This is a genomic window from Hyphomonas chukchiensis (assembly GCF_000682695.1).
Classification (GTDB): domain Bacteria; phylum Pseudomonadota; class Alphaproteobacteria; order Caulobacterales; family Hyphomonadaceae; genus Hyphomonas; species Hyphomonas chukchiensis.
Genome location: NZ_AWFG01000030.1, coordinates 178991 through 205700, shown reverse-complemented (window position 1 = coordinate 205700; position 26710 = coordinate 178991). Strand labels below are relative to the sequence as shown.

Sequence of the window (26710 nt, the reverse complement as noted above, 5' to 3'; positions counted from 1 at the left end):
TTGCTATTCGAGACTTGGAAGTATGGCGCAGATTTGAGTCCGACGCGAATCGATTTGGCGAAAACCCTTGCTTATCCAAGGTTAATCTTTCTCCAGCCCGTCTAAACGCCCCCGGACGTGCTCGTTTTCTTGCCATATCCATGCTTCTTCAGAAGGCCGCGAAACTGGTGATAGGTGAGGCCCAGTGCGTCGGCCGCCCTGCCCTGATGGCCTTGTGCACCTGCCATCGCTTCATCAATCAGGCGAAGTTCCACCTGGGCAATCTCTGCATTGAAATCGACCGGCCCATGCCGCGCGCTGAGCGCCGGTTCAGCCGGGGAGGCAGCACGCACGGGTTCCGCTTTGGATACCGCGCCCGGGCGCCAGGGAGAGGCAAAAGGGTCCAGCGCCGCCGGATCAAACCGCACGGGCTCGTCCGGCGCCTGAAGCATGGAGCGATGGGCCAGGCGTTGGGCGAAGTTGCGCAATTCACGCACATTGCCCGGCCAGTCATGATTTTCGATGGCAGCCACGGCTGAGGGGGCGAATCCCGGGAAATCCTGCGCCATCTCGATGGCCATGCGGCGGGCGAAGAAATCCGCCAGCAGGCTTGCATCGCCCGGCCTAGCGCGCAGCGGCGGCAGCGTGATGACATCAAAGGCGAGGCGATCCAGCAGGTCGGCGCGAAATTCATTGCGCTCGGCCATGGCCGGCAAGTCTGCATTTGTCGCCGCCACGATGCGCACATTGGTGCTGAGCACGCGCGAGCCACCGAGGCGCTGGAATTCGCCATATTCCACGATGCGCAGCAATTTTTCCTGCACCTGCTGGCTGGCCGTCGCGATCTCGTCGAGGAAGATCGTGCCGCCATCGGCCAGTTCAAACCGTCCCTTGCGCTGTTCGGTGGCGCCGGTGAAAGCCCCGCGCTCATGCCCGAACAATTCGGAATCCAGCAATTGCTCAGACAGGGCGGCGCAATTGACCTTGATGAACGGCCCTTCCCAGCGTTTTGACAGGAAGTGGAGCCGCTCCCCGATAAGCTCCTTGCCGGTGCCACGCTCGCCAATGACGAGGATGGGCCGTTCCAGCGGAGCAACGCGGGAAACATGTTCCTGTGCGCTGAGCCAGGCCGGAGCTTCGCCAATAAGCTGGGTCGTATCGCCAATCATGAGGCCTATTTAGCCACTAAGATATGTAAATACGACCAATTTTTTAGCTTATTTAGCCAAATAAACCTTAACGATATCGTGCCTAAATCTTTTTTTCATATATATTTCAATGTATTATGAAATTAATTCTCACTTGGCACGGTCCTTGAAATGAGATTGGCACTCAGAGCGACGGGGCGTCGCATTCAACAAGAAGGACCAAGCCCAAGATGGACGACCGCAATTACCGAACAGAAGCTCGCAGCGACGCTGGCCGATTTGGCCGCTGGCTGTCGACCCGCCCTGCCGAAAGCTGGATGTTTTTCGGCATCGGCGTCTTCCTCGGCGGCCTCTTCTTCTAATCCCCCCAGTCAAATACGAAAGGATACCCACATGGGTCTGTTCTCCCGCCTCGGTGACATCATCAACTCCAACATCAACGCGATGCTGGACGGTGCTGAAAACCCCGAAAAAATCGCCCGCCTCATCATCCAGGAAATGGAAGACACGCTGGTCGAAGTCCGCACGGCGGCTGCCCGCGCCATGGCCGACAAGAAGGAAATGGAACGCGAAATCGTCCACTTCACATCGGCCCGCGACGAATGGGCCGCCAAGGCCGAACTCGCCATCGACAAGGGTCGCGAAGACCTTGCCCGCGGCGCCCTGATCGCCAAGCAAAAGGCTGAAGGCGAAATTGCCCAACGCAAGGCGGCCATGAATGCTGCCGAAGAAGCTTTCGAAAAGCGTCAGGACGATCTCGCCAAACTGCAGGCCAAGCTTGATGAAGCCAAGGCCAAGCATCGCTCGCTGATGATGCGCCGCGAAGCCGCCGAGCAACGCATCCGCGTCCGCAGCCAGGTCTATGACGGCCGGGTTGACGATGCCCTGGCCCGCTACAGCACGATCGAGCGCAAGGTCGACGAAATGGAAGCCTATGCCGACACGATCAAGGGCCGCGAGCCGAGCCTCGAAGCCGAGTTCGCAGCCCTCGAGCAGAACGAGAGCGTCGAGAAGGAACTCGAAGCCCTTAAAGCCAAGCGCTCGAAGGCTTCGTCGAAGTCCTCGAAATCGGAGGCCTGATCCATGGTATTCTCACTTGTCTGCCTTTTCGGCTTCCTGACGGTGGTCTGCACGCCGGGCCTTGTGGCCCAATACCGTGCCGAACGCCGGGAGGGCTAAGCCATGGATGAAGGCCTGATAGCCCTCGTTGCCATCCTCAGCATCTTCGTCTTCCTGCCTGGAATGGTGCTCCACTATGTTTCCCAGTGGCGCCGGCAGAAGACACTGCAGCCGGACGACGAGCGGATGCTGGAAGATCTCTGGCGCTCGGCCAAGGCGATGGAACGCCGACTCGAGACGCTGGAAGCCCTTCTGGCCAATGATGATGACGACACAAGGGAGCGCGGCCGCCCCGTGCGCCGCCCCCGCTCAACCCTCGACGACTAAAGGAACACGCCCATGACCCGCCCCTATTCCGACCCCGACTCCGCTTCGGAGTACCGGTCGCCCAACCCGAAGCGCTTCTATCGCTCGCGCAATGACAAGGTGATTGCCGGTGTCTGCGGCGGCCTGGCCGAACGGTTCGGCTGGGAACCCATCCTGATCCGCGTCCTCTTCGTGCTGGCCACGCTCTTCATGTTCGGCCCGCTCTCGATCATCATCTACATGACGATCTGGATCATCACGCCGCGCACACCGCTTGGCCGCATGATCACGCCTGAGGAAGATGCCTTCTGGCGGGGCGTGTCAGACCGCCCGCGGGCCACGTTCGGTCACCTGAAGTATACCTTCATGGACCTCGACGAGCGCCTGCAGTCCATGGAGCGCAAGGTGACGTCCGACGAATGGCGCCTGCGCAAGGAATTCCGCGACCTTGAACGCGGCAACTAGAAACCACCCCAACCCGACTTAACCCCAAACCCGACAAAGGACCGGAACAATGAGCAAGGGGACACTGCTTTACAATAATTGGCTGCTCGGAGGCGTAGCCGTACTGATCGTCCTGGCCATCGCGGCCGTGGCCAGCCTGCATGGCGGCGTGGCGGTCGAGATGGGCGGACTGGAGATGACGCTGGCGCCGCACGAGAATGGCGGATTGCTGCACCTCTCCTTCGTTCGCGCGGCCTAGGCCTCGCCCCGCTTCAGGGCGCGCAGGATGAGGCGCACCGGGCTGACCGCCGCCAGCGCGTCAGCCGGCGCCGGGGCCGGGCCACCGAGGATCATGGCGGCCAGAATGCCGCCAGCCCACGGCCCCCAGGTAAACCCACGCGCGCCGAAGCCGTTCACGATAAAAATACCCGGTAAAACAGGGGCGTCCGCATTCACCGGGCGCCCTTTTTTCATGCCGTCGAACAGGTCGAGCGTCGCCGCATGGTCCGGCACCGGGCCGACCAGAGGCAGGCGGTCGACTGTAGTGGCCCGCAGCGCCGCGCGCGAGACAGGCGTGTGATCGCGGGCATCGCGGATCCACCAGGGTGAGAGGGCTTCGAGGCCTTGCGCATTCTCGGCGCGGGCCGTTTCGGAGACTTCAATTACGCCTGCAGGCGCCGGTTCGAACGTGGCGCCCCAGAGGCGGTCGGTTCCCTCGGCGAGGGCATAGGTGCCGCTGGTGACGGCGTCGGGCGGCGCGTCGGCGGCATCGCCCACCCATTCGACCTGGCCGAGGCGGGCTGTGAGGTTCAGCCATGGTAGCTGATCTGTTGTATCCATTGCAGTTGCAAGGATGATCGCGTCGAAGGCCTCGCCGTTCACGGTGCGATTGGACATATCCAGACTGGCCTTTTCACCAAGGCGCAAGGTCGCTCCGTCGAGGAGTGCAGGGATGAGCCGGGCGGGGCGGAGGATCATGGCGCGTTTGTGCAGCAGCCCGCCATTCTGAGTGGATTCAAGGTCTTCCAGCGGCAAGGGCGGGTCGGCAAGCAGTTTGGTGAAGCGTGTACGGTCCGTCTCGTCCTTGGGAATCTGGCGCACATCGGTTTCGGTGACGCCGGGCAAGGTTTCATAGGCGCTGCGGGCGGCGAGATAGGCGTCGATCAGCAGGCGGGCCTGCACCGTATCGCCCGCATCCAGGCGTGGCATCAACAGGGCCAGCTTGTTGCCGCTGGCGCCGGTGGCGACTTCGGGGGCCTTGTCGAACACCGTGACCTCAGCGCCAGCATCAAGGAGCGCGCGGGCGGCAGATGCGCCCGCTATGCCGCCGCCGATGACGGCAATACGGGTATTTGCCTGACCATTCCCGGACCATTCCCGGACCGTTCCCGGGACAATGCGGGGATCTGGCGGGGATTGTGCGGGTGTTTCCAGGGTCGCTTCGAGCCGTTCGCGCTTGCGGCCATGGCCCGGCTGGCGCGACACCTTAAATCCGGCCCCTGCGAGCCCCCGGCGGACGGCGCCCGCGACAGTGAACGTGCCGAGGCGCGCGCCGGGCGCCGAATGGAGGGAAAGCTCGGGGTAGATCCACTCGCCCCACATGTCTTCATTCTTGGCCGGACTGAAACCATCGAGGAACCAGGCGTCGGCGCGGAAGCGGGCGGCGGGCAATGCCTCGCGGATGTCGCCGAGATGGAGCGTGAGGCTGATGCCGGCCTCGGGCCAGACCATATGGCGCACGCCCTTGACGGGGCCCGGCCATCTGGAAATCAGGAGCGCGGCCAGCTCTTCGAGTTCCGGCCAGCTGTCGAGGGCGCGGGCGGCGTCTTCGGCGTGGAGGGGGAAGGCTTCGAAACTGACAAAGTGGAGCCGGGCCGTGGGAGACGGCCGGTGCCTTTCCCAGAGCTGCCAGAGGGCGAGGAAATTGAGGCCGGTGCCGAAACCGGTCTCGGCGACGGTGTAGACTTCCCTTCCCGCCCAGGCCTCCGGCAGGCCGCACCCTTGCAGGAAAACGGCGCGCGTTTCCGCCAGCCCGTCACCGGCGGTGAAATAGACATCATCATGCGCGCGGGCGACGGGCGTGCCGTCGTCGCGCCAGTCGATCTGAGGGGGTGAGAGCAGGCGGGCCATTCAGGGTGAACTAGCGGATGCGCGACGAGTTGCACAGCCACTGCCGCACCCGCGCCCGTCCTTCGCCTTCGCTCAGGTCAGCGGTACTTGCGGGAATTCCCGATCAGGTCGCCGAGGGCCATGAGCGATGCGCGGCCGACCTGCGTGATGGTGGGTTTGCGCCGGTGAACGTGGCCGACAAAGTCGCCGCAATTGGAACCGGCCAGGCGATAGGATGCGCCGAGCGCGCGGCGGGCGCGGGCCTCGACATGGAGCGGGTCGGCGCCGCCGGCCTGGCCATGACGCCTGATGCGGCGACCGGCCGCAAAGTCTTCCAGCGACTGTTCGGTGACGCCGTCATGCTTGCGCGAATTGGAGATGACCGTGCCGCGCGCCGTGACGACGCCATAATGTGTGAGCACGCCGCCAAAGGGGATGGAGACGACGTCGCCGGGCTGGAAATGCCCGAATGTTTTCAGGTCTTTGCTCATGGGCGGACCCTAGCTGATTTGCGTGCATCTGGCCAGAACACTGCAGCTCTCCGAGATTTAATCCAACGATTTTGCAAGTCGTGCGTTGATTGAATGACCGCAATGAAGCGGCCGCAAGAAAGGACACCACAATGGACAAGGAACACATCAAAGGCGCTGCCAAGAAAGCCGAAGGTTCGGTCAAGGAAGCAGCCGGCAAAGCCACGGGCGACAAGTCGCTCGAAATGAAAGGCAAAGCCGACAAGGTTGAAGGCGAAGCCCGCAAGACGGCTGGCGACATGAAAGACGCCTTCAAGAAAAAGTAAGCCCGCACGGCGGGTTTTTAAACACCTTCCCAGGGCCGCCCTTATTGGGCGGCTTTTTCTTGCGACATGGAACGCCGGAACCCCTATATTCGCTCCATTCGCTGAACGGAGTTTGCATGACCGACATTACCATCACACTCGAAGACGGCCCCACCGGCGGGCGCTATGTGGCCGTGGTCGATGGCCATGAAGCCGAGATGACCTTTTCCAAGGCCGGCACGAGCCGCATCATCATCGACCATACCGCAGTGCCGAAGGAACTGGCCGGCAAGGGCGTCGGCATCGCCCTCGTCAAGCGCGGCGTGGAAGACGCGCGCAAGAATGGCGTCAAGATCATCCCGCTCTGCCCCTATGCCAAGGCGCAGATCGGCAAGCATCCGGAGTGGCAGGACGTGCTGGCATGAGCGAACCGGAAATCAAGCACGACACCAATGCGCACCGCTACAGTCTCGTCGTCGACGGCACCGAGGCCTACCTGACCTATGAGCGCCCGGCCAAGGGCCGCATTCACATCACGCACACGATCGTGCCGGACAAGATTGGCGGGCGCGGCCTCGGCAAGCGCCTTGTGACGCGGGCGATGGAAGACGCGATTGCGGCGGGCGACAAGGTGTCGTCTTCCTGCTGGTATGCCACCGGCCTGATCGAGAAGACGCCTGAATGGTCCGCGCAGCAGGCATGACCGCGCCGTTCTGGAAAACCAAGACGCTGCACGAGATGAACCCGCAGGAATGGGAATCGCTCTGCGACGGCTGTGGCAAATGCTGCCTGCTGAAGCTGGAAGACGAGGACACGGGCGAGATTGCCTATACGAAACTGCACTGCAAGCTGCTGGACGGCACGACCTGCCAGTGCACGAACTATGTGAACCGCAAGTCCATTGTGGAAGACTGCGTGAAGCTGACCCCGGCCGGCATCGAGGAAATCAACTGGATGCCGAAGACCTGCGCCTACCGGCTGGTCATGGACGGCAAGGATTTACCCGACTGGCACCACCTGGTCTGCGGGGACCGCGAGCGCGTGCACACGACTGGCAATTCCGTGCGTGGAAAGACGGTCTCGGAAGACACGGTCTTCGAAGACGACATGGAAGACTGGATCGTGGAGTGGGACGAGGAAGAGTGAGCCGCTGAATTCGGCGCACAACTAGACAAGCGATCAAACCCGGTCCGACGTCTGGAAATGGGTCCATGCTGGCACCTGATGACCCGCGACGAATGTCCGCCCCCCCATAACGGACGTTAATCCTCCCGAAGATGATCCTATTTACCAGCAGCTCTTTCGGAAAAGATGAGAGGCAGTCTTGCTCCGACGATAAATCCCAGCGCGACGGGCAAGGCGAACGCGAACGCTCCTGTCGCGCTTTGTTGCGTACAAAGAGCGATGTTAGCCTCGCACCAATTATTACCGGGTGAGATGTATGTGAGGAGCCCGACGAGCCCGACAAAAATCATGACAATCAGAAAGAAACCAAAAACTGAAACCAACCGCAACCGCGATAAGATGGCCAAGATCGGCAATAACAAAAACGCCATACCGGCCAACAAGAAGGGCGCGAACAGAATGAACAGATAGATTGACCACCCCAAGGCGAGTGACAATGCGCCTTGTTCGCGTAGACTTTCGTATTCTGAAACGCGTTCTACCGCCATCAAGTAGGAACTAATCGCCGAATAGACATAGAGACCGGCAAGAGCGCCTAGCGTTCCTGAAAGTACGGCACCCCATCGCAAATCAAACACATTCTCGTTTAGCCACGCTCTCTTCGCGAATATCAGAAAGAGCATGAGAACCGCGATTAGAAAAAGCACGGGGACAAATGCCGCTGAGAAAAAATAATCGGTGCCCACGGCTTCCCCTTTCCGATTGCAAGTATGTCATTCAGGTTGAATTTGCCTAGCCCCTATCGATAGGCCCATTTCGGTCGCCAGTATATCGGCAGCCTCGTGGCAAAGGCCGTGAGGTACTCGTTATATGCCTGTTGTCTCCGCTTGCAGGATGAAGTGGTCAAATCGCTTCCTTCACGATATCGTCGGCTTTTTGCAGACCCACCCGCCCGCGAAACCCATCCTTAATGCGCCGCTGCCACTCTGGGGCGATGGACACCTTACCGGCCTTTCTTTCGCATCTGGAGCATGAGCGCCGGCTGGCGGGGAATACGGTTGAGGCCTATGGCAGCGACCTTGCGGACTTCTTCAACTTCCTGCGCGTGCATCTTGGCGAGGAGCCGACGCCGAAGGCGTTAGGCCGGCTGAAGGCGAGGGATATTCGGGCGCACCTGGCGCAGCGGCGGCGCGACGGCCTGTCGGATGCCTCGATTGCGCGGCTGATGTCGTCGATCAAGGCGCTGTACCGCTGGCTCGGCCGGGCGCACGATATCGAGAATGCCGAGATCGCCTATCTGCAGGGGCCGAAACGCAAGGCCCGCCTGCCCCGCCCCGTGTCCATCGAGGCGGCCAGGGACATGATCTTCGAGGCCGAGACGGACCCGGACTCCGCCACATGGATCGGCGCGCGCGACGCCGCCGTGCTGAGCCTGCTCTATGGCGGCGGCCTGCGGATATCCGAGGCGCTGGCGCTGACGGGAGCGGACCTTCCGGCGCCGGAGCGCCTGCGCATCAGTGGCAAGGGCGGCAAGGTGCGCATCGTGCCGCTGATACCGGCGGTGCGTGAGGCGATGGATGCCTATGCAGCGGTGTGCCCCTATGCGCTGACCAAGGCGGGCCCCCTCTTCCGGGGCGCCAAGGGCGGCGCGCTGAACCCGCGCCTGATACAGGGCCTGGTGCAGAAACTGCGCGGCGTGCTGGGCCTGCCGGATACGGCGACACCACATGCCCTGCGCCATGCCTTTGCGACGCACCTGCTGGCTGCCGGGGCGGACCTGCGGGCGATCCAGACGCTGCTGGGGCATGCGTCCCTCTCGACGACGCAGGTGTATACGGGCGTGGACGCGAGCCGGCTGCGCGAAGTGCACGCGGCGGCGCATCCACGGGCTTAATCAGGGCGCGAGTTGCGCCGTGATGGCATCGGCCAGCAGCCAGCCGGAGGGCGTGAGCGACAGGATCGCGCCATCGAAACGGGCCCAGCCCTGCTCGACGAAGACGTCGATCTTCTCGCGCGGGACGCTTGTGTTCGACAGCATCTCGATGCGGTCGAGATTGATGCCGCCGGCCGGGCGCAGGCCCATGGCCATCAGTTCACGGGCAATATCGAGCGACGGCAGCGCGCCGGCCTCGCTCCAGCCGGACCCGAGGGCCTGGACATTGGCGATATAGGTATTGGGCTGGCGCTGCGCCTCGCTGGCATAGCGCTTGCCGCCAACCGTGACGCGGCCATGCGCGCCGGGGCCAACGCCGATCCAGTCGCCGCCATTCCAGTAGATCATGTTGTGGCGCGAGCGGTATTTGGGCGCGGAGGCGTGGTTGGAGACTTCATAGGCCTCAAGGCCTGCGCTGGTCGTGATGGTCTGCGTCAGGTCGTAAAGGTCTGCCTGCGCGTCCGGGTCCATGGGCACCAGCTCGCCGCGCTCGACCGATTTGCCGAAGGCGGTGCGCTGTTCGATGGTGAGCTCGTAAAGCGAGAGGTGGGGCGCGCCGAGGGCAAGGGCATCCGACAGCTCCTCACCCCATTCATCGAGCGACTGGCTGGGCCGGGCATAGATGAAATCGACCGAGACATTGCGGAAGACCTTCAGCGCGCGGTCGACAGCGGCAAGGGCGGAGGCGGCATCATGGTCGCGGCCGAGGAAGGCCAGCGCATTGTCGCGCAGGGACTGCACCCCGATGGAGAGGCGGTTGATGCCGGCGGCCTTGAGGCCGCGCAGGTCGGCCCGCATGATGTCGTTGGGGTTGGCTTCGAGTGTGATCTCGGCATCGAGCTTCACGCCGAACGTGGCATCCGCCGTGGCGAGGAGTGTCTCGACCTCTGCGGGCGTGAGCAGTGAGGGCGTGCCGCCGCCGAAATAGACCGTGTCGAGCGCGCCGTGTTCGGGCATGCGCGGGCGGTGGATGCGGATATCGTCATTGATGGCCTGCAGGAGCGGGCCATTGTCGCGGGACTTGGCTGCGTACACATTGAAGTCGCAGTAGGGGCATATCTTCGAACAGTACGGCCAGTGGACGTAGAGCCCGAATCCATAATGTGGACCGAACGGGGCGACATTGCCGGCCATTACAGTAATGCCGCCTTGAGCTTGGCCACGGCAACGGCGCGGTGGCTCATGTAATGCTTGCGGGCCGGGTCCATCTCGCCAAAGGTCAGCGTCTCGCCATCGGCAATGAAAACAGGATCATAGCCGAAACCGCGCTCGCCGCGCGGCGGCCAGACAAGCTGGCCATGCACTTCGCCCTCAAAGACTTCCTCATGTCCATCCGGCCAGACAAGGCCGAGGGCACAGACGAATTTGGCGGAACGGTCGGTGGCGCCGATCTCTTTCAGCTCCTCCTCGACCTTCTCCATGGCGCGGTAAAAATCGCGCGGTTCGCCCGCCCAGCGTGCGGAATAAATACCCGGCGCGCCGCCCAGCGCAGTGACGGCGAGCCCGGAATCGTCAGACAGGGCGGGTGAACCGGTCGCAAGCATGGCTGCCCGGGCCTTGAGCAAAGCATTGCCGGCAAAGGTGGATTCGGTTTCCTCGGGTTCCGCAAGATTCAGTTCCAGTGCAGAAACCACTGTGAATCCAAGCGGTTCGAACAGGTCTTTCAGTTCTGCCACCTTGCCCTTGTTATGGGTTGCAGCGATGAGACGACCGGGCGTGAGGGTACGAGGTATAATTTTTTCACCTGTATATGAAATGGTTCCATTCTTGCTTTACCTGCAAATACCTATATCGTTAAACGGTAAAGGTGTGCGGTTTTGCGATAAGCATGACTGAGCCATAGACCATGAGTGCAGGACGGTGAAGAGACTGGGATGAGCAAACAGGCAAGAAACTCGATGGCTGCCATCATGACGGTCCTCGTCACGATCGTGATGTGGATGACGGCGATTATCGGCCTGATCTTCCTCGCCAGCGTGGGCGCGGCCATCATTGCCCACCAGAATGGCGGATCGCTGGATGCGCTGAACATATCCGTTACCGATGGCACAGACAGCCTTCCGGCCCTGATTGCGGGCCTGATCGGCGGCTTCGTCGTCATTCCCGCCATCATCTATGTCTGCATCCAGCTGCGCCGCATCCTGGCGACGCTGGCAGAGGGCGACCCGTTCGTGCCTGAAAACGCCGTGCGCCTCACCCGTGTGGCCGCCACGATTGCTGTCACACAATTGCTGCGCATTGCCGTGGCGCTCGTTATACGTTTCAGCTTCGACCATACGAAGGTCGGCCTGAACTTTGATCTTATCGCCTGGGCCTCGGTTGCGGCCCTCTTCATCCTGTCCCAGGTCTTCCGTGAAGGCACCCGCCTTCGCGACGAAGAAAAAATGACCATATAGGAGGGTAGAAGATGTCTATTCGTGTAACCCTCGACCGCGTTTTGCTGGACCGTCGCATGTCCCTGACCGAACTGTCGGAACGGGTCGGCGTGACGCTCGCCAACCTGTCCATCCTGAAAACCGGCAAGGCCAAGGCCGTGCGCTTCTCGACGCTGGAAGCGCTGTGCCGTGAACTCGACTGCCAGCCGGGCGACCTGCTGGTGTTCGACGAGGAAGGCGAGGAAGACCGAAAACGGGTGGCCGCTGAATAGGCGGCGATCCCTTGACGGAACAAGCGGCCCTTCGCCACGTAGAGGCCACATGAAAACTGCATCCATTGCCGTCGCCGCCCTCTGCCTGCTTGCCGCCTGTGGAGGCAAGGACAATGAAGTCGGCGAATTCAAGAATGACTGGGTCGGCAACGAGATCAAGATCAAGTCGCTGACAGACCCCAAGGTGGATGGCGTGATCTGCCACCTCTCCTATTTCGACCGCGGATTCTGGGACCGGGTCGGCAAGGGCAACTGGTTTGAGAACCCGTCCAATTCCTCGATCTCCTGCCTGCAGACCGGGCCTGTCACGGTGCGCAATATCGATCTCGACAAGTCGGGCGAGGAAGTGTTCGACCAGAACCAGAGCCTGATCTTCAAGCAGCTCGCCGTGCGCCGCATCTATGATGTCGACAGCGACAGCCTGATGTATGTGTCGTTCAGCCGGAAGATCACCAATGGCTCGGCCAAGATGAGCCTCTCGACCGTGCCGCTCTATGGCCGCGAAGTGACCTGGGAACGCGGAAAGCCGACCAGCAACTAGCGGCATTTTGGCGGATTGCAGCCTGACCGGATCAAGCGCAGATTTGGGCTGTCAGCCTGCGGAGGTAAAAGTGACTGTCCCGCGCGAGTACAAGCATTCTGCGGAAGATTTCTACGCCTTCCTGAAGGATGCCCAGCAGGCCGCCATGCTGCAGACAAGCCACCAGACTTACACAATGGTTGATTCCGTGCTGCAGGTTTTCCGGCGGCGATTGACCCCCGCACAGGTTCTCGAATTTGCAGGCGTGCTGCCGCCCTGCCTGCGCGCCCTGTTCGTCGAGAACTGGCGCCCGGAACCGGTTCTTCCCTTTGGCCCGCGGGCAGACCTGACCCGTGAAGTGCAGTCGGTGCGATCGCAGCACAATCTCTCTCCCGACGATGCCATCACAGCCGTCGCGAACGCCCTGCACCTGAATGTCGACCGCACTGCCTTTGCCGATGTGCTGACGAAAATGCCCGAAGGCAGCGCCGCCTATTGGGCCGAGAGCCAGCCCTGACGGCCCCTGTTTTCACATGGCATAAGTGCTATTCACGGACCGGGGATTGTGAGGCCAGCCGGTGTCTCCCCATCTTGAGGGCTTAATCGAGAAGGCCCTTTTCATGCCCCCCTTCCCCGCTCTTTTCATATCCCATGGTGCCCCGAGCATCGGCCTGGACCCCAGCCCCGCACGGGATTTCCTCGCAGGCCTCGGCGAAGCCTATGAGCGCCCGCACGCCATTCTGGTGATTTCGGCTCACTACGATGCCAGACGCCCGACGCTGACCTCCGGTGCGCGGCCAGAGACGATCCATGATTTCGGCGGCTTTCCGGACGAACTTTACCGCATGACCTATCCGGCGCCGGGCGACCCGGTACGCGCAGCCGAGATAGCCTCCCTGCTGCGGGCTGCCGGCTTTGAGGCTGGCGGCGATCCCGCACGCGGGTTCGACCATGGCGCATGGGTGCCATTGCGGCTGATGTACCCTGAGGCAGATATCCCGGTGATCCAGCTGTCCATCAACATGGCGGAGACACCCGAATGGCACTTCAGGCTGGGCGAGGCGCTGGCGCCCTTGCGCGAGCGCGGCGTGCTGATCATAGGATCAGGCAGCCTGACGCATAACCTGCGCGCCGTCTTTTCTGGTGGTTTCCGGATCGACAGTCCGCCGCCAGCCTGGGTGACAGCCTTTGCCGACTGGATGGATGCGCATCTTGAAGCGGGCGATACAGAAAGCGTGTTAAAGGCCGTGGAGCAGGCGCCGCATGGAAGCGACAACCACCCGACAATGGATCATATCCTGCCGCTCTTCGTGGCCATGGGCGCCGGTGGCGGAACCGCGCGCCGCATCCACCACAGCTCGACCTATGGCGCGCTGATGATGGATGCCTATGCCTTCGGGGACATATAGGGCATCCCCCTTATTCCGGTGGTCGTTCACTCCGGCTATAGGCTGGCGCGCCATGGAAGAGACAGCATGAACCATATCTTGCGTACCGCCGAAGAACGCCGCCGCGAAATCCAGCGCAATGCGGATCGAATGGGTATCGATGACGCCTATATTTCAGACCTCGTTGAGACCTTCTATGCCCGCGTGCGGGCTGACGCGGATCTTGGTCCGATCTTCGAGAAGGAGATCGGCGACAATTGGGGACCGCATCTCGCCCGGATGAAAGACTTCTGGGCCTCGGTTGCCATGAATGCCGGGCGCTATACCGGCAAGCCGGTGCCCGCACATGCAAAGCTGACCGGCGTGGATGCCGCGCACTTCCAGACATGGCTTGGCCTGTTTCGGGAAACGCTGGAAGATACGGCACCCAGCCCCGAAGCAATCCCCTATTTCATGGAACGGGCAGAGCGCATCGCCAAGAGCCTTCAGCTGGCCATGTTTGGCCTGCCGAACATGGAACCACGCAACTAGGCGAGCGCCGCCTTCTGCGCTTCGAACAGGTTGTTGCAGCCCATTTCGGCAAGGCGGAGCATCTCGTCGAGCTCCTTGCGGGTCAGCGGGCGTTCCTCGCCTGTACCCTGCACTTCGATGAAGCCGCCGTCGGAGCTCATCACGACATTCATGTCGGCTTCGCCCTGGCTGTCTTCGGGATAGTCGACGTCGAGCACGGGATGGTTCTGGTAGACGCCGACGGAAATGGCGGCGGCCTGTTTCAGGATCGGGTCCATCTTGATGACGCCTTCGGACTTCAGGTAGCGGCAGGCGAGCGCCAGCGCCACGAAGCCGCCGGTGATGGAAGCGGTGCGCGTGCCGCCATCGGCCTGCAGGACGTCACAGTCGATCGTGACCTGGTTTTCGCCGAGGGCAGCGAGGTCAACGACGGAACGAAGCGAACGGCCGATCAGGCGCTGGATTTCCTGCGTGCGGCCGGACTGTTTGCCGGCAGCGGCTTCGCGGCGGCCACGTGTGTGCGTGGCGCGCGGCAGCATGCCGTATTCAGCCGTTACCCAGCCTGCCCCCTTGCCTTTCATCCAGCCCGGAACACCCTTTTCCCAGCTTGCGGTGCAGAGGACATGCGTGTTGCCGAACTTCGCAAGGCACGATCCCTCGGCATACCTTGTCACACTGGTCTCGAGCGTTATCTCGCGCAACTGATCGAAGGCGCGGCCCGAAGGGCGGATAAGGTCTGTCATGGCGAGGTCCTCTTTTCTGTGCCGCCTGATTGCGGGTTTTCCCGCGCCTGTCTACACCGGACCGGCACCAGAGATGACAAGAGGGGGCCACATGGCCAGTGATATCGAGATCGCCCGGGCGGCGACAAAGCAGCCTGTCACCGAAATCGGCGCCCGGCTCGGCATCCCGCTAGAAGACCTGATCCCGTATGGCCATGACAAGGCGAAGATCGCCGCGCATTACCTCTCGGGCCTCGGCGCAAAGCCTGACGGCAAGCTGATCCTCGTGACTGCGATCAACCCGACACCGGCCGGCGAAGGCAAGACGACGACCAGCGTCGGCCTCGCCGATGCGATGAACCGGATCGGCGCCAACACCCTCCTCTGCCTGCGCGAGCCCTCGCTTGGCCCCTGTTTCGGCATGAAGGGCGGCGCGGCGGGCGGCGGCCATGCGCAGGTCGTGCCGATGGAGGACATCAACCTCCACTTCACGGGCGATTTCCACGCCATCACGTCGGCGCACAACCTGCTGGCCGCCATGGTGGACAATCATATCCATTGGGGCGCCGCCAGCGGCCTTGAAGCCAGCCGTGTGACCTGGCGCCGCGTGCTGGACATGAATGACCGCAACCTGCGCAGTGTGGTCACCGGCCTTGGCGGCCCGGCCAATGGCGCAACCATGGAGAGCGGCTTCGACATCACCGTCGCCTCCGAGATCATGGCAATCCTCTGCCTCGCGACGGATGCCGCTGACCTGGAGCAACGCCTCGACCGCATCATCGTCGGCTATCGGCGCGACCGCACGGCCGTCACCTGCGCCGACATCAAGGCGACGGGCGCGCTGATGGCCCTGCTGAAGGATGCGATCCTGCCCAACCTCGTGCAGACGCTGGAGAACAATCCCTGCCTCATCCATGGCGGGCCGTTCGCCAATATCGCCCATGGCTGCAATTCCGTGATCGCGACGCAGACGGCGCTGAAAATGGCGGACTATGTCGTGACCGAGGCCGGCTTTGGCGCAGACCTCGGCGCCGAGAAATTCTTCGACATCAAGTGCCGCCAGGCGGGCCTGAAACCGGATGCCGCTGTGCTGGTCGCCACGGTGAAGGCGCTGAAAATGCATGGCGGACTCGCCAAGAGTGAGCTGGCCAGTGTTAGCTATGAAGCCTTGAATGACGGGCTCAGCAATCTCGGGCGGCATATCGAGAACCTGCAGCAATATGGCCTGCCAGTCGTGGTGGCGATCAACCGGTTCACCAGCGATACCGAAGGCGAGATTGATGCCGTGGAAGCCTATTGCGCCAAGGTTGGCGTGCCCGTGGCGCTCTGCACGCACTGGGCAGAGGGTGGCCGGGGCGCCGAAGCGCTCGCGCGTATCGTGACAGAGACGCTGGCGACAAAACCGGCTGAGTTCCGCACGCTCTATCCGGATGACATGCCCCTGTTCGACAAGATCGAGACCGTAGCCAAGCGCATTTACCGGGCCGACCATGTCGAAGCGCCCCGCGCGGTGCGCGACCAGCTCGCCCGCTGGGAAGCAGATGGTTTCGGCCACCTGCCGGTCTGCATCGCCAAGACGCAGTATAGTTTCTCGACCGACCCTGCACGCGTCGGCGCGCCGGAAGGCCACACGGTGCGCCTCCGCGAGGTGCGGCTTTCGGCAGGCGCTGGCTTCATTGTCGCCATTTGCGGGGACATCATGACCATGCCCGGCCTGCCCCGCCACCCGGCCGCCGAGAACATTCACCTGAACGATCAGGGGCTGATCGAGGGGCTTTTCTAGCACACTGCCTCAAAGGCGCTCAGGATGAGCGTTTTGCACGGCTATTGACTCATATTAGCAAAAAAGCTAATTAGTATTCATGCAAAACAGCGTGTTCAAAGCCCTTGCACATCCTGCCCGCCGGCAGATCCTTGCCCTGCTGCGCAAGGGCCCGCGTCTGGCGGGGGATCTTGCCGCCGAGTTCGACTCCAGTTGGCCCACCATGAGCCGCCATCTGGCCGTGCTGAAGGATGCCGACCTGATCACCGCCGAGCGTCAGGGAAACCAGATCCTCTACCGCGTGAACACGAGCGTGCTGGAAGATGCCGCGACCGCCCTGCTGGGCCTGATCGGCAGTGACAATGGCGACGACGACCTGAAGGAGGCCGCAGAATGAAACCCTACATCCGCACCGGACTGATCTGGTCTGCGCTCATGATCGCCGTCATGGTGGCGTCGACGGTCTGGACGCTGAGTGCGCTGCCAGCAGAAGGGCCCATCCCGGTTCACTTCAGTCTGGATGGCACGCCGAACCGCTACGGCACGCGGCTGGAAGTCATGCTGGTGTTCTCGTTTGTGCCTGTCATCGCCGCCATTGTTTCGGCAATTCTGGCTGTTGCGCCCTCGCTGGACCCGCGCGGTGCAAACATAGATGTCGGCAGCAAGGCCTATATTGCGGTCTGGATTGGCGTGATGATCGTGCTGACGCTAGCACATATTGGCGCCTGCATGGTTTTGATCAACGCCATCAATGGCACGCCAGCCGGGCCGGGTATTGTACGCGGGATCATTGCCGGCTGCGCGCTCCTGTTCGTCGCCATGGGCAATTACCTGCCCAAGACGCGCCCGAGCTTCATGTTCGGCGTGCGCACGCCCTGGACCCTGTCGTCGGATATGGCGTGGGAAAAGACGCATCGGCTGGCCGGGCGCCTGTTCATGATTGCGGGTGGGCTCGGCTTCATCGGCGCCTTCGTCATGAACGGCATCTGGCTCGCGCTGCAACTGTCGGCGCTTGTCTTCGCGGCGGCGATCATCAGCGTGGTCTATTCCTATTTCGCGTGGCGCGGGGCGGATGATCATGACGAAGGCACGAGCCTCACTGTCTAACCCCCTATTGTACACGGGGCCCCGGCCCCCTAATCAATAGACATGGTCCTGACCCCGGAAAGCCAATCCCTTATGCAGCGCCTTGACCAGCGCTCGCGCGACATCTTCAAGGAGATTGTCGAGGGCTACCTGTCGACCGGCGAACCGGTCGGCTCACGCACGCTTTCCAAGGGCGGCATTGCCCTTTCCCCGGCCTCGATCCGCAATGTCATGGCCGACCTGACGGACCTTGGCCTGCTCGATGCGCCTCATATTTCCGCCGGGCGCGCGCCCACCCACAGGGGCCTGCGCCTCTTCGTCGATGGCTTTCTCGAGATCGGCGAACCCTCCGGCGCCGACAAGCGCGAGATCGAGGACCGACTGCGCAGCGCAGGCAGCGACCTTGAAGCCGTTCTGGGCGAGGCCTCGGGCATTCTTTCCGGCCTCACCGGCGGGGCGGGCCTCGTCGCCTCCCCCACCCGCGATACGCCTGTGCGCCATGTTGAATTCGTGCCGCTGGCGGGCCGCGATGCGCTCTGCGTGCTGGTGACCGAGGATGGCGATGTTGAAAACCGGCTCGTGCGCGTGCCCGAAGGCCTGCCCGCGACGACGCTGATCGAGGCCGGAAACTATCTCTCGACGCGCCTCAAGGGCCGCACACTGGCCGAGGCGGCCGTGGATGTGCGCGCGGAAATCCGCTCGCACCGCGCCGCGCTCGATGCGGCTGCGTCATCGCTCGTGGAGGAAGGCCTCGCCCAATGGAGCGGGGACTCGCCGGGCCGTGGCCGGTCGCTGATCATACGCGGACGCGCCAACCTGCTGGAGGATGCCAAGGCTGCAGGGGACCTCGACCGTGTGCGCCAGCTGTTCAACGAGCTTGAACGGCAGCAGTCCCTGCTCGATATCCTCGATACGACACGCGAGGCCGACGGGGTTCGCCTGTTTATTGGCGCAGAGAACCAGCTTTTTCCGCTTTCGGGTTCAAGTGTCATCGTTGCCCCCTATATGGGAGGCGCAAAACATGTCATCGGCGCGCTGGGCGTCATCGGCCCCACAAGGCTGAATTATGCCCGCGTGATACCGATGGTGGATTATACCGCGAAGGTGATCGGCGAAATCCTCGCCGCCCGGCGCACGAAGGATGGGAAGTGATGAGCGACGAGACCAAGAACGGCGAGACCGCCGACATCGATCCAAACGCATCAAAGGCTGACCTCAAGGCGGCCGCCGATGCGATGCTGAAAAATGCGCGCGCGCAGGCCGCCGAGACAATGGAAGCCGAAGCCGATTCCGAAATGTCCCCGGAACAGGAAGCCATGCGCCTGAAAATCGAGAAGGACGAGCTGCGCGAACAGCTGCTGCGCACGCTCGCCGACCTCGACAATACGCGCAAGCGCGCCGAGCGCCAGATTTCTGAAGCCCGCGTCTATGCCATCGAGCGTTTCGCCGGTGACCTGCTCAGCGTGTCGGACAATCTCGCGCGTGCCCTTGCCGCCCTGCCCGATGAAGACCGCGCGAACCTTTCCGATGCCGGCAATAACCTGCTCAGCGGCATCGAGATGACCGCCAAGGAACTGGAGACCGCGCTCGGCCGCCATGGCGTGAAGCCCATCGACGCCGCCCCCGGCGCCGTGTTCGACCCGAACCTGCACCAGGCCGTGGCGCAAATCCCGTCAGACCAGCCGTCCGGCACGATCGCGTCGGTCTTCCAGCCCGGCTGGAAAATCGGTGAGCGCACTCTGCGGGCTGCGATGGTGGCCGTCAGCGCCGGCGGGGCTAACTAGGCCCTACTAGCGCACCACTTTCCACGCAGTCACCGTACCCGGCGTCCAGTTCGGGACGATGACCACGTCACCGAATTCGGTGAGGTCGCTCTGCTGGATGCCTTCTTCGCTCGTGTCGAGCAGCTTGGAGACGGCACCGTCCTCACCGACATAGTGGATCTGTCCGCTCCATGATGAGACGAGATAGCCGCCGCCCGGCACGATGCCGATGCCGTCGCCATTGATCATGCCACTGGCGATCTCGGTGATTGCGCCTTCAGGCGTCACGCTTAGCAGCGACCCCGTTTTCATGGTCGATACAAGCATCCGGTCGCCATCGCCCAGCACGCCATTGACGCCGGCCAGGCGCTCATCTTCCAGCCAGAGCGAGGCGGCGCCATCGCTAATGCGATAGATGCGGGCCGTACCGGAATCGGAAACATAGATGTCGCCCTGCCATGACGTGATGTCGTTCAGGAAAGCGGCGCCTTCGACCCGTATCTTTTCGCCAAGCCCGCCCTTGTCCACGTCGAACACCATCACCGCGTCAATGTCAGAGACGTACAGCTTGCCATCCGCGATCACGATCCCTTTGGGCCCGTTGAGCTTTGCGCCCCAGTAGCGCTCGATCAATTGACCATCGGGCGAGATTTTCGAAATGAACCCGTCACCATCCTTGGCGCCGCCTTCACCCATGCCGACATTCGACACGAGATAATTGCCATCCGGCGCGAGCGCGACGCTCTCGGGCGCCGCGAAATTCTCGGCGACCCAGAGTTTTTCCAGCGTCGGCACGGCGGCGACTTCGGCGGTCGGCGTGGCGCAAGCAGCGAGAAGCGCGAAAGCGGGCAATGTCAGATAGCGCATCATGTGGAATGTCCCCCGGGGTTTTATGGCCTGCCATCTTGCGGACAGTCAGCTCACTATGCCGGTGTCATGCGCTGGAGACCAGCCCCGTCGGGTCTTACGCCTTGATCTCAACATAGACACCGCTGGAATCATCGCGCGCCTTCAGGCGGGGCATGTCGCGGTCCGGCGTGCTCTCGAATGCCCGAAGGGTCGTGATCGCCGCGCCGAGCCCATCCTCTGCGACAAGCGCCATGAATGTGTCCGGCGTATGCGTGGCGTAAGGCGAGACAAGCCGGTAGAGGCCATCACTCATCAGGCAAATCCGGTCGCCCGCCTGCAGCGTCATCACCTGCGTCTGCAGGTTCGCCGCCGCGCGCGGATCAAGGCCGAAGCCCGTGGCCTGTTCATTCGATTGGCGCCGGGCCGCCTGCAAATGGGCCATCTTCGCCTCAGGCGTGCCCGCCAGCAGCGTTCGCGCCACATCCGTCTCGTCATCTGCCTTGTCCGGCGAGCCGATCACGGTGACCACAGCGCCCCGCTGATGGAAGCCCATGCAGTCACCCAGCCAGGCGAACGTGGCTGTGTCGCCCTCAAGGCGCATCCACATGCCGGAAGCGATGGGCAGTGCCTCGCCCGGCAGGCTGTCGAGCGGCAGGCGCGTTTCCTTCACGGCGCGTTGGCGCACATCCGACAGGACATGTTCGAAATAGGCCTCAACCGTCTCGCCGTCGTGCGGCGCGATGATCAGCCGGTCACTCAGGGCTTGCGCGACCCAGGCGGCGCCGCTTTCGGCCCGGTTGAACGGCCGGAGATCCGTCACATCGGTGGCCCCGTCCAATACCCAGGCGGTGCCAGCCGATGCATCGAACCCGACCCGGTCGTCACCGGTCTTGCCCGACGTGCCGGGGTCGTTGACGGTGTCGAGGATTGTAAGCTGCATACCGCTAAGAAACCTGGCTGCGGCGGTCATTGCCCTGCCGGTCGACCATCCAGCCCGGATATTCCGGTGTCAGGGCCGATATCTCGTCGAGCTTCGCCAGTTCTTCTGCCGTAAATTTCACATCGATACTCGCAAGATTGTCTGTCAGCTGCTCGGCCGTGCGTGCGCCGATGATGACACTGGTAACGTGTTTCTGGTGCAAGAGCCATGCGAGCGAGACCTGCGCCACGCTGACGCCGCGCGACTCCGCCATGGGGCGCATCACGTCGATAATGTCAAAGCCCTTGTCCTTGTCGACGGGCGGGAAGTCGAACACCGTGCGGCGGGCATCGTTCGGACCGCCGCCATCGCGGCTGAACTTGCCGGAGAGAAAACCACCGGCCAGCGGGCTCCACGGCAGAATGGCGAGATCCTGATCCTTCGCCAGCGGCACGACTTCGCGCTCCAGGTCGCGCCCGGCGATGGAATAATACATCTGGCAGCTCTCGAACCGGTGCAGCCCCTTCTCGCGGGCATAGGCAATCGCCTTCATGATCAGCCAGGCTGGCATGTTGCAGAGGCCGACATAGCGCACCTTGTTGTGGCGCACGAGCAGGTCCAGCGCTTCGACCGTCTCTTCGATGGGTGTCAGCGGATCGGTGCCGTGGACCTGATAGAGATCGATATAGTCGAGCCCGAGCCGCTCAAGGCTCGCATCCACGCTGTCCATGATATGCTTGCGCGACAGGCCGGAAATATTGCGCGCCTTGTTTTCGCGGCGCTCGGCCTCGGCCTTTTCAGCCTCCGAGGCGTCTTCCGGCACCACCATGGACACCCGGCCGAACACTTTCGTGGCGACGACAATCTCGTCGCGCGGCAGGTTATTGTTGCGGATCGCCTGGCCGAGCATGCGTTCGGAGACGCCGGCGGAATAGACATTCGCCGTATCGAAGAAATTCACACCGGCATCAAACGCCGTGCGCACCAGCGCGTCGGCCTCGTCCTGCTGCTGCTTGCCAATGAACTTCCAGATGCCGCCTTCGCCGCCGAATGTCATTGTGCCGAGGCAAATGCGCGAGACGACAAGTCCCGTACGTCCGAGTTTCGAATAGATCATGGCGGCGTCTTTCCTGCTGATTTTACATGCAGGAGATGGGTTCCCCGGACCATTCAGACAACCATATAGGCCCTCAGAGTTTCCTACCCGCGCGTGTCAAATCGGTAATCCCCGCCCACGGCGCCTGCCCGGGGGTGTTGATACAGGTTAAACCGCGTGTAAAAGCGCCGCATTACCCCTTGAGCGTGGATCGTTGCTCACCATATCGCACCTGAACAGGCGAACGGCTTTAAACTCCGCGCTCGCCACCTCATATGAACCCTTGAGAGCCACTGGCTTCCGGGGCTGCTGAGCAGACCGAACCCAAACACGGCCCGTGGCGGCTAACTGAAGAGAGACCTGAACTATGAGCAAGATTATCGGTATTGACCTTGGGACCACGAACTCCTGCGTCGCCGTCATGGAAGGTGGCACCGCGAAAGTCATCGAAAACGCTGAAGGCGCGCGTACCACGCCCTCCGTTGTCGCCTTTACGGAAAGCGGCGAGCGCCTGATCGGCCAGCCCGCCAAACGCCAGGCCGTCACCAACCCCGACTTCACCTATTACGCCATCAAGCGCCTGATCGGCCGCACCTATAACGACCCGACCGCCCAGAAGGACAAGGCCATGTCCCCCTTCGGCATCGTCGAGGGCAAGGCAGGTGACGCGTGGGTCAAAGGCCGCGACCAGGACTATTCCCCGCAAGAAATCTCTGCCTTCATTCTCACCAAGATGAAGGAAACGGCTGAGGACTATCTCGGCACGCCTGTCACGCAGGCCGTGATCACGGTGCCTGCCTACTTCAACGACGCCCAGCGCCAGGCCACGAAAGACGCAGGCAAGATTGCCGGCCTCGAAGTGCTGCGCATCATCAACGAGCCAACCGCTGCTGCGCTGGCCTACGGCCTCGACAAGGGCGACAACAAGACCATCGCCGTCTACGACCTTGGTGGTGGTACGTTCGACGTCTCGATCCTCGAAATCGGTGATGGCGTGTTTGAAGTGCTGTCGACCAATGGCGACACGTTCCTTGGCGGTGAAGACTTCGACCTTCGCATCGTCGACTTCCTCGCCACCGAGTTCAAGAAAGAGCAGGGCATCGACCTCAAGGCCGACAAGCTGGCCCTTCAGCGTCTCAAGGAAGAAGCCGAGAAGGCCAAGAAGGAACTTTCGTCTGCCAGCCAGTACGAAGTGAACCTTCCCTTCATCACGGCCGATGCCACAGGCCCGAAACACCTCAACATCAAGCTGACACGCGCCAAGCTCGAAAGCCTTGTCGAAGACCTCGTCAAGCGCACGATCGACCCGTGCCAGAAAGCCCTGAAAGACGCTGGCAAGACTGCAGCCGACATTGACGAAGTCGTTCTCGTTGGCGGCATGACGCGTATGCCGGCCGTGCAGGAAGCGGTGAAGAAGTTCTTCAACCGCGAGCCGCACAAGGGCGTGAACCCGGATGAAGTCGTGGCGCTCGGCGCGGCGATCCAGGGCGGCGTGCTGCAAGGCGACGTGAAAGACGTGGTCCTGCTCGACGTGACCCCGCTTTCGCTCGGCATCGAAACGCTGGGCGGCGTGTTCACCCGTCTTATCGACCGCAACACGACGATCCCGACCAAGAAAAGCCAGGTCTTCTCGACCGCTGACGACAACCAGTCGGCCGTGACCATCAAGGTTGCCCAGGGTGAACGCGAAATGGCCGCTGACAACAAGCAGCTCGGCCAGTTCAACCTCGAAGGCATCCCGCCTGCCCCGCGCGGCCTGCCGCAGATCGAGGTGACGTTCGACATCGACGCCAACGGCATCGTGTCCGTGTCCGCCAAGGACAAGGCCACCGGCAAGGAACAGCAGATCACCATCCAGGCGGATGGCGGCCTGACGGACGAGGACATCAAGAAAATGATGGCCGACGCCGAAGCCAATGCCGGCGCTGACAAGGCCCGCCGCGAACTGGTCGAAGCCAAGAACAATTCCGAAGCCCTGATCCACCAGACTGAAAAGCAGGTGGCCGAGCATGCGGACAAGGTCTCGGCTGACGTCAAAGCCGAGATCGAGAAAGCTGTCGAAGAGCTGAAAACCGCCCGTGAAGGCGACAATGTCGGCGATATCCAGGCCAAGCATCAGGCCCTGATGACGGCAGCCATGAAGCTCGGCGAAGCGATCTATGCCAACCAGCAGGAAAGCGAAGCTCACGCCGATGCGGCTGCTGACTCGGCTGGCGATAGCGACGACGTGGTCGATGCCGACTTCGAAGAAGTTGACGGCAAGAACAGCTAAACCAGACATTCCTCCCAGAATGACGAAACCCGCCGGAGCGATCCGGCGGGTTTTTTATGTGGGCTCGTCAGGCTCGGTTCAGGCCGCTACCTCACCGCGGACGAATTTCACGCCAACGATCAGGGCCTTCTGCCAAACCAGCTCACACGGCGTATGCGATGGTCGCCCCGTATTCGGGTTGAGGACGATAAGCTCGAAATGTTTCGGCAAAAGGTAGACATCCGACATGACCAGCCGCGCGCCAGTGTCCGACATATCGCGGATCAGCACTTCGAACGTGCTGGTCATCTCGTTGATGGCAATACGTCCGGATTTCAGCGTCCTCTGACGAGGTGCGCGCGGTTTCACATCATCGTTGGAGACGCTTTTTTGTATCATAATTAATATACGACACTAAATTCGAACCGGATCAAGCGCGATACGCACCTCAGTCCGTAAAGCGGACTCCGATAAGTGTGCCCTTCTGCCAGGCCCTCCGACAAGCATGGCGGTCACTCTTGCCCGTGTTCGGGTTCAGCACCAGCAGGTCGAATTGTTCAGGCGCAATCCAGACAGCCTTTAGAATGAGGCGTGCGCCTTTCTCTGACATGTCGCGGATGGTGACATCGAACGTGCTTGCGTGTCCATTCACCTCGATGCGGCCCGCTTTTAGCGTCCGCTGGCGGTCTGTGGCACGCTTGTTGTCGTTTGTATCTGGCGGAGGTGGTGAGGACTGAATCATATATGGACTATGCGGGCCACACCCATCCGTTCCAAATCTCCAGCAGTCGCCAGGTTCTAGCCCGCCCGTGAGGCCGTGATCCACTCGCCGATAAGGCCGGGCAGCAGGGGCCCGGCATGCACCAGGTCGTCCGCATTGCGGAAAGTGGCTATGGCGCGAATGTCAGACGCCCATTCCAGAAGGTCTGTCGTATCCTCCATGAAGGGCGGCGCGCCGACGGTCTCCTTGCGGCGCGTGCCGCAATGGAAGATCAGCCGCACGCTTTTCTTGTCGGCGAAATTGAAGGTCAGGAGATGGTCAGCGCCGAGTGCATAGCTCGGCGCATTCCATTTCAGCGATTCGACGAGGTGGGGGCCTGAAGCCCTGACGATATCGCGCAAAGCCTGCGCCTCCGCCTTCCGTGGGTGGTCCAATGCTTCCATGAACCCGTCAGGCGTCTGCGCAGGAGATTTGGCCATTTACATGGTTACCACGACCTTGCCCATCGCCTTGCGGTCCATCAGCTCGCGGATCGCGTCAGCCGATTTTTCGAGCGGATAGGTGTTCGAGACGTGCGGGCGGATCTTGCCGTCGGCATAAAGCTTGAACATCTCGGCGCAGTTCTGCGCATGGGCTTTCGGATCGCGGGCCACGGCAGCACCCCAGAACACGCCGCGAATGTCGCAGCTTTTCAGCAGGGTCAGGTTCAGCGGGATTTTCGGGATACCGGCCGGGAAGCCGATCACGAGATAACGCCCTTCCCAGTTCATCGCCCGCACGCTTGGCTCGGCATAGTCGCCGCCGACCGCGTCATAGATGATGTCCACGCCGCCGCCGCCCGCTTCCTTGATATCGTCGGAGAGCTGTTTCTGCTGCGCGCGGTCAAGATCGCCGGTGGGATAGACGATGCCCTTGTCGGCGCCCTTGGAGAGGCAGAAATCCACCTTTTCCTGCGTCGAGCAGGCGGCGATCACGGTCAGGCCCATGGCCTTGCCAAGCTCGACCGCTGCAATGCCGACGCCGCCAGCCGCGCCCAGCACAAGCAGGCTCTCGCCCTTTTTCGGGTCGGCCCGGTCCTTCAGGGCATAATAGCTGGTGCCATAGGTCATCAGGAAAGCAGCCGCTTCCTCGAACGGCATGCCGTCCGGAATGGCCATCGTACCGTGCGCCGAGGCGACGACATATTCGGCCATGCCGCCATTTCCGCATGAAGCCAGCACGCGGTCACCCGCTTTCACATGGGTCACGCCCTCGCCGACCGCCTTGACCACGCCGGCAATCTCGCCGCCGGGGCTGAACGGGCGCGGTGGCTTGAACTGGTACATGTCCTGGATGATCAGCACATCGGGAAAGTTCACGCCGCAGGCCTTCACCTCGATCAGGACCTGGTTCTTGCCAGCTTCCGGCATTGCCACATCCTCGATCACGAGTTTTTCGGGGCCACCCACTTCTTTCGACAGTACAGCCTTCATGTTCTGGCTTCCTTACCTTGTTGTTTCTGTTGCCAGACGGTAGCGGTGTGGCTGGCATAATCCAAG

At 62.1% G+C, this 26710-nt stretch carries 36 protein-coding genes; 22 read left to right on the top strand and 14 right to left on the bottom strand.

Going from position 1 to position 26710, the window contains the following annotated elements:
* Positions 1-101 precede the first annotated feature (101 nt).
* Complete coding sequence (gene pspF, locus HY30_RS11505) at positions 102-1148, bottom strand: phage shock protein operon transcriptional activator (RefSeq protein ID WP_034740338.1); 1047 nt, start codon at positions 1146-1148, stop codon at positions 102-104.
* Between the two features lie 209 nt (positions 1149-1357).
* On the opposite strand from pspF, the gene HY30_RS20600 reads away from it, so the two are divergent.
* The 5 genes from HY30_RS20600 to HY30_RS11485 all read left to right on the top strand — a co-directional run bounded on the left by HY30_RS20600 (position 1358) and on the right by HY30_RS11485 (position 3255).
* Positions 1358-1489 carry a hypothetical protein gene (locus HY30_RS20600; RefSeq protein WP_277812974.1) on the top strand — a complete coding sequence of 44 codons (132 nt, stop codon included), beginning with the start codon at positions 1358-1360 and terminating at the stop codon, positions 1487-1489.
* Positions 1490-1520: 31 nt separating this feature from the next.
* The gene (pspA, locus tag HY30_RS11500) at positions 1521-2207 is read left to right on the top strand and encodes a phage shock protein PspA (protein ID WP_034740336.1); all 687 of its coding nucleotides are present in this window, start codon (positions 1521-1523) and stop codon (positions 2205-2207) included.
* A 102-nt stretch (positions 2208-2309) separates the two neighbouring features.
* On the top strand, positions 2310-2573 hold the full coding sequence (pspB, locus tag HY30_RS11495) for an envelope stress response membrane protein PspB (RefSeq protein WP_034740334.1): 264 nt from the start codon (positions 2310-2312) through the stop codon (positions 2571-2573).
* Positions 2574-2585: 12 nt separating this feature from the next.
* The gene (pspC, locus tag HY30_RS11490; protein ID WP_034740332.1) at positions 2586-3017 is read left to right on the top strand and encodes an envelope stress response membrane protein PspC; all 432 of its coding nucleotides are present in this window, start codon (positions 2586-2588) and stop codon (positions 3015-3017) included.
* A 49-nt stretch (positions 3018-3066) separates the two neighbouring features.
* Positions 3067-3255: a hypothetical protein gene (locus tag HY30_RS11485; RefSeq protein ID WP_034740331.1), complete on the top strand. Its 189-nt coding sequence runs from the start codon at positions 3067-3069 to the stop codon at positions 3253-3255.
* On the opposite strand, the gene mnmC is transcribed toward HY30_RS11485, so the two are convergent.
* Together mnmC and HY30_RS11475 are read right to left on the bottom strand one after the other, a co-directional pair.
* On the bottom strand, positions 3252-5126 hold the full coding sequence (gene mnmC, locus HY30_RS11480; protein ID WP_034740329.1) for a bifunctional tRNA (5-methylaminomethyl-2-thiouridine)(34)-methyltransferase MnmC2/FAD-dependent 5-carboxymethylaminomethyl-2-thiouridine(34) oxidoreductase MnmC1: 1875 nt from the start codon (positions 5124-5126) through the stop codon (positions 3252-3254). The genes HY30_RS11485 and mnmC overlap by 4 nt on opposite strands.
* A gap of 77 nt (positions 5127-5203) precedes the next feature.
* Positions 5204-5596 carry a hypothetical protein gene (locus HY30_RS11475; protein ID WP_034740327.1) on the bottom strand — a complete coding sequence of 131 codons (393 nt, stop codon included), beginning with the start codon at positions 5594-5596 and terminating at the stop codon, positions 5204-5206.
* 131 nt (positions 5597-5727) lie between these two features.
* Between HY30_RS11475 and HY30_RS19740 the strand changes: the two genes are divergently transcribed.
* The 4 genes from HY30_RS19740 (at position 5728) to HY30_RS11460 (ending at position 7026) form a co-directional block, all read left to right on the top strand.
* The gene (locus tag HY30_RS19740) at positions 5728-5901 is read left to right on the top strand and encodes a CsbD family protein (protein WP_081812201.1); all 174 of its coding nucleotides are present in this window, start codon (positions 5728-5730) and stop codon (positions 5899-5901) included.
* A 116-nt stretch (positions 5902-6017) separates the two neighbouring features.
* A complete protein-coding gene (locus HY30_RS11470; RefSeq protein WP_034740325.1) occupies positions 6018-6305 on the top strand; it encodes a GNAT family N-acetyltransferase in 288 nt (95 codons plus the stop codon).
* Positions 6302-6583, top strand: coding sequence for a GNAT family N-acetyltransferase (locus tag HY30_RS11465; protein ID WP_034740323.1), 282 nt, complete (start codon positions 6302-6304; stop codon positions 6581-6583). The genes HY30_RS11470 and HY30_RS11465 overlap by 4 nt, the downstream gene beginning before the upstream one ends.
* Positions 6562-7026: a YcgN family cysteine cluster protein gene (locus tag HY30_RS11460; RefSeq protein ID WP_241765708.1), complete on the top strand. Its 465-nt coding sequence runs from the start codon at positions 6562-6564 to the stop codon at positions 7024-7026. Before HY30_RS11465 ends, HY30_RS11460 begins: the two co-directional genes overlap by 22 nt.
* A gap of 137 nt (positions 7027-7163) precedes the next feature.
* Here HY30_RS11460 and HY30_RS11455 read toward each other — a convergent pair whose 3' ends face one another.
* Entirely contained in the window at positions 7164-7751 is a 588-nt protein-coding gene (locus HY30_RS11455) for a hypothetical protein (protein ID WP_034740322.1), read from the bottom strand.
* A gap of 248 nt (positions 7752-7999) precedes the next feature.
* On the opposite strand from HY30_RS11455, the gene HY30_RS11450 reads away from it, so the two are divergent.
* The gene (locus tag HY30_RS11450; protein WP_081812200.1) at positions 8000-8899 is read left to right on the top strand and encodes a tyrosine recombinase XerC; all 900 of its coding nucleotides are present in this window, start codon (positions 8000-8002) and stop codon (positions 8897-8899) included.
* Here the strand turns inward: HY30_RS11450 and hemW are convergent, their stop codons facing one another.
* Both hemW and rdgB read right to left on the bottom strand, forming a co-directional pair.
* On the bottom strand, positions 8900-10072 hold the full coding sequence (hemW, locus tag HY30_RS11445) for a radical SAM family heme chaperone HemW (protein WP_034740318.1): 1173 nt from the start codon (positions 10070-10072) through the stop codon (positions 8900-8902).
* The gene (gene rdgB, locus HY30_RS11440; protein ID WP_241765707.1) at positions 10072-10614 is read right to left on the bottom strand and encodes an RdgB/HAM1 family non-canonical purine NTP pyrophosphatase; all 543 of its coding nucleotides are present in this window, start codon (positions 10612-10614) and stop codon (positions 10072-10074) included. Before rdgB ends, hemW begins: the two co-directional genes overlap by 1 nt.
* A gap of 198 nt (positions 10615-10812) precedes the next feature.
* Here rdgB and HY30_RS11435 point away from each other — a divergent pair, with 198 nt between their 5' ends.
* From HY30_RS11435 to HY30_RS11410, 6 genes are all read left to right on the top strand, one after another.
* Positions 10813-11334, top strand: a complete 522-nt coding sequence (locus HY30_RS11435) for a DUF2975 domain-containing protein (protein ID WP_241765706.1) — start codon at positions 10813-10815, stop codon at positions 11332-11334.
* Between the two features lie 11 nt (positions 11335-11345).
* Entirely contained in the window at positions 11346-11585 is a 240-nt protein-coding gene (locus HY30_RS11430) for a helix-turn-helix domain-containing protein (protein WP_034740314.1), read from the top strand.
* A 49-nt stretch (positions 11586-11634) separates the two neighbouring features.
* On the top strand, positions 11635-12126 hold the full coding sequence (locus HY30_RS11425; protein WP_034740312.1) for a CreA family protein: 492 nt from the start codon (positions 11635-11637) through the stop codon (positions 12124-12126).
* Positions 12127-12196: 70 nt separating this feature from the next.
* The gene (locus tag HY30_RS11420; protein WP_034740309.1) at positions 12197-12622 is read left to right on the top strand and encodes a DUF2267 domain-containing protein; all 426 of its coding nucleotides are present in this window, start codon (positions 12197-12199) and stop codon (positions 12620-12622) included.
* Between the two features lie 103 nt (positions 12623-12725).
* Positions 12726-13514 carry a DODA-type extradiol aromatic ring-opening family dioxygenase gene (locus HY30_RS11415; protein WP_034740307.1) on the top strand — a complete coding sequence of 263 codons (789 nt, stop codon included), beginning with the start codon at positions 12726-12728 and terminating at the stop codon, positions 13512-13514.
* A gap of 66 nt (positions 13515-13580) precedes the next feature.
* Positions 13581-14024 carry a group III truncated hemoglobin gene (locus HY30_RS11410; RefSeq protein WP_034740304.1) on the top strand — a complete coding sequence of 148 codons (444 nt, stop codon included), beginning with the start codon at positions 13581-13583 and terminating at the stop codon, positions 14022-14024.
* Here the strand turns inward: HY30_RS11410 and rph are convergent.
* Positions 14021-14746: a ribonuclease PH gene (gene rph, locus HY30_RS11405; protein ID WP_034740302.1), complete on the bottom strand. Its 726-nt coding sequence runs from the start codon at positions 14744-14746 to the stop codon at positions 14021-14023. The genes HY30_RS11410 and rph overlap by 4 nt on opposite strands.
* Before the next feature lie 91 nt (positions 14747-14837).
* Between rph and HY30_RS11400 the strand changes: the two genes are divergently transcribed.
* The 5 genes from HY30_RS11400 (at position 14838) to HY30_RS11380 (ending at position 19357) form a co-directional block, all read left to right on the top strand.
* Entirely contained in the window at positions 14838-16508 is a 1671-nt protein-coding gene (locus HY30_RS11400) for a formate--tetrahydrofolate ligase (protein ID WP_034740300.1), read from the top strand.
* Positions 16509-16599: 91 nt separating this feature from the next.
* Positions 16600-16884 (top strand): autorepressor SdpR family transcription factor, encoded by a 285-nt coding sequence (locus HY30_RS11395; RefSeq protein WP_241765705.1) that lies wholly within the window; start codon positions 16600-16602, stop codon positions 16882-16884.
* Positions 16881-17594, top strand: coding sequence for an SdpI family protein (locus HY30_RS11390; protein ID WP_034740297.1), 714 nt, complete (start codon positions 16881-16883; stop codon positions 17592-17594). The genes HY30_RS11395 and HY30_RS11390 overlap by 4 nt, the downstream gene beginning before the upstream one ends.
* A 72-nt stretch (positions 17595-17666) precedes the next feature.
* On the top strand, positions 17667-18725 hold the full coding sequence (gene hrcA, locus HY30_RS11385) for a heat-inducible transcriptional repressor HrcA (RefSeq protein WP_241765704.1): 1059 nt from the start codon (positions 17667-17669) through the stop codon (positions 18723-18725).
* Entirely contained in the window at positions 18725-19357 is a 633-nt protein-coding gene (locus HY30_RS11380) for a nucleotide exchange factor GrpE (RefSeq protein ID WP_034740295.1), read from the top strand. Before hrcA ends, HY30_RS11380 begins: the two co-directional genes overlap by 1 nt.
* Before the next feature lie 6 nt (positions 19358-19363).
* Here HY30_RS11380 and HY30_RS11375 read toward each other — a convergent pair whose 3' ends face one another.
* From HY30_RS11375 to HY30_RS11365, 3 genes are all read right to left on the bottom strand, one after another.
* Positions 19364-20206, bottom strand: a complete 843-nt coding sequence (locus HY30_RS11375) for an NHL repeat-containing protein (RefSeq protein WP_034740293.1) — start codon at positions 20204-20206, stop codon at positions 19364-19366.
* Between the two features lie 94 nt (positions 20207-20300).
* Positions 20301-21125, bottom strand: a complete 825-nt coding sequence (locus tag HY30_RS11370; protein WP_034740290.1) for a protein phosphatase 2C domain-containing protein — start codon at positions 21123-21125, stop codon at positions 20301-20303.
* Between the two features lie 4 nt (positions 21126-21129).
* Entirely contained in the window at positions 21130-22221 is a 1092-nt protein-coding gene (locus HY30_RS11365; RefSeq protein WP_034740289.1) for an aldo/keto reductase, read from the bottom strand.
* Positions 22222-22567: 346 nt separating this feature from the next.
* Here HY30_RS11365 and dnaK point away from each other — a divergent pair, with 346 nt between their 5' ends.
* Positions 22568-24472, top strand: coding sequence for a molecular chaperone DnaK (dnaK, locus tag HY30_RS11360; RefSeq protein WP_034740286.1), 1905 nt, complete (start codon positions 22568-22570; stop codon positions 24470-24472).
* Between the two features lie 78 nt (positions 24473-24550).
* Here the strand turns inward: dnaK and HY30_RS11355 are convergent, their stop codons facing one another.
* Genes HY30_RS11355 through HY30_RS11340 form a run of 4 tightly spaced genes read right to left on the bottom strand, consistent with a single transcriptional unit; the run spans position 24551 to position 26644 of the window.
* Entirely contained in the window at positions 24551-24850 is a 300-nt protein-coding gene (locus HY30_RS11355; protein ID WP_034740283.1) for a PilZ domain-containing protein, read from the bottom strand.
* Between the two features lie 49 nt (positions 24851-24899).
* Positions 24900-25193, bottom strand: a complete 294-nt coding sequence (locus tag HY30_RS11350) for a PilZ domain-containing protein (RefSeq protein WP_051615366.1) — start codon at positions 25191-25193, stop codon at positions 24900-24902.
* 56 nt (positions 25194-25249) lie between these two features.
* On the bottom strand, positions 25250-25651 hold the full coding sequence (locus tag HY30_RS11345; protein WP_051615365.1) for a DUF1801 domain-containing protein: 402 nt from the start codon (positions 25649-25651) through the stop codon (positions 25250-25252).
* A complete protein-coding gene (locus HY30_RS11340; RefSeq protein WP_034740281.1) occupies positions 25652-26644 on the bottom strand; it encodes an NADPH:quinone oxidoreductase family protein in 993 nt (330 codons plus the stop codon).
* Positions 26645-26710: the final 66 nt, after the last annotated feature.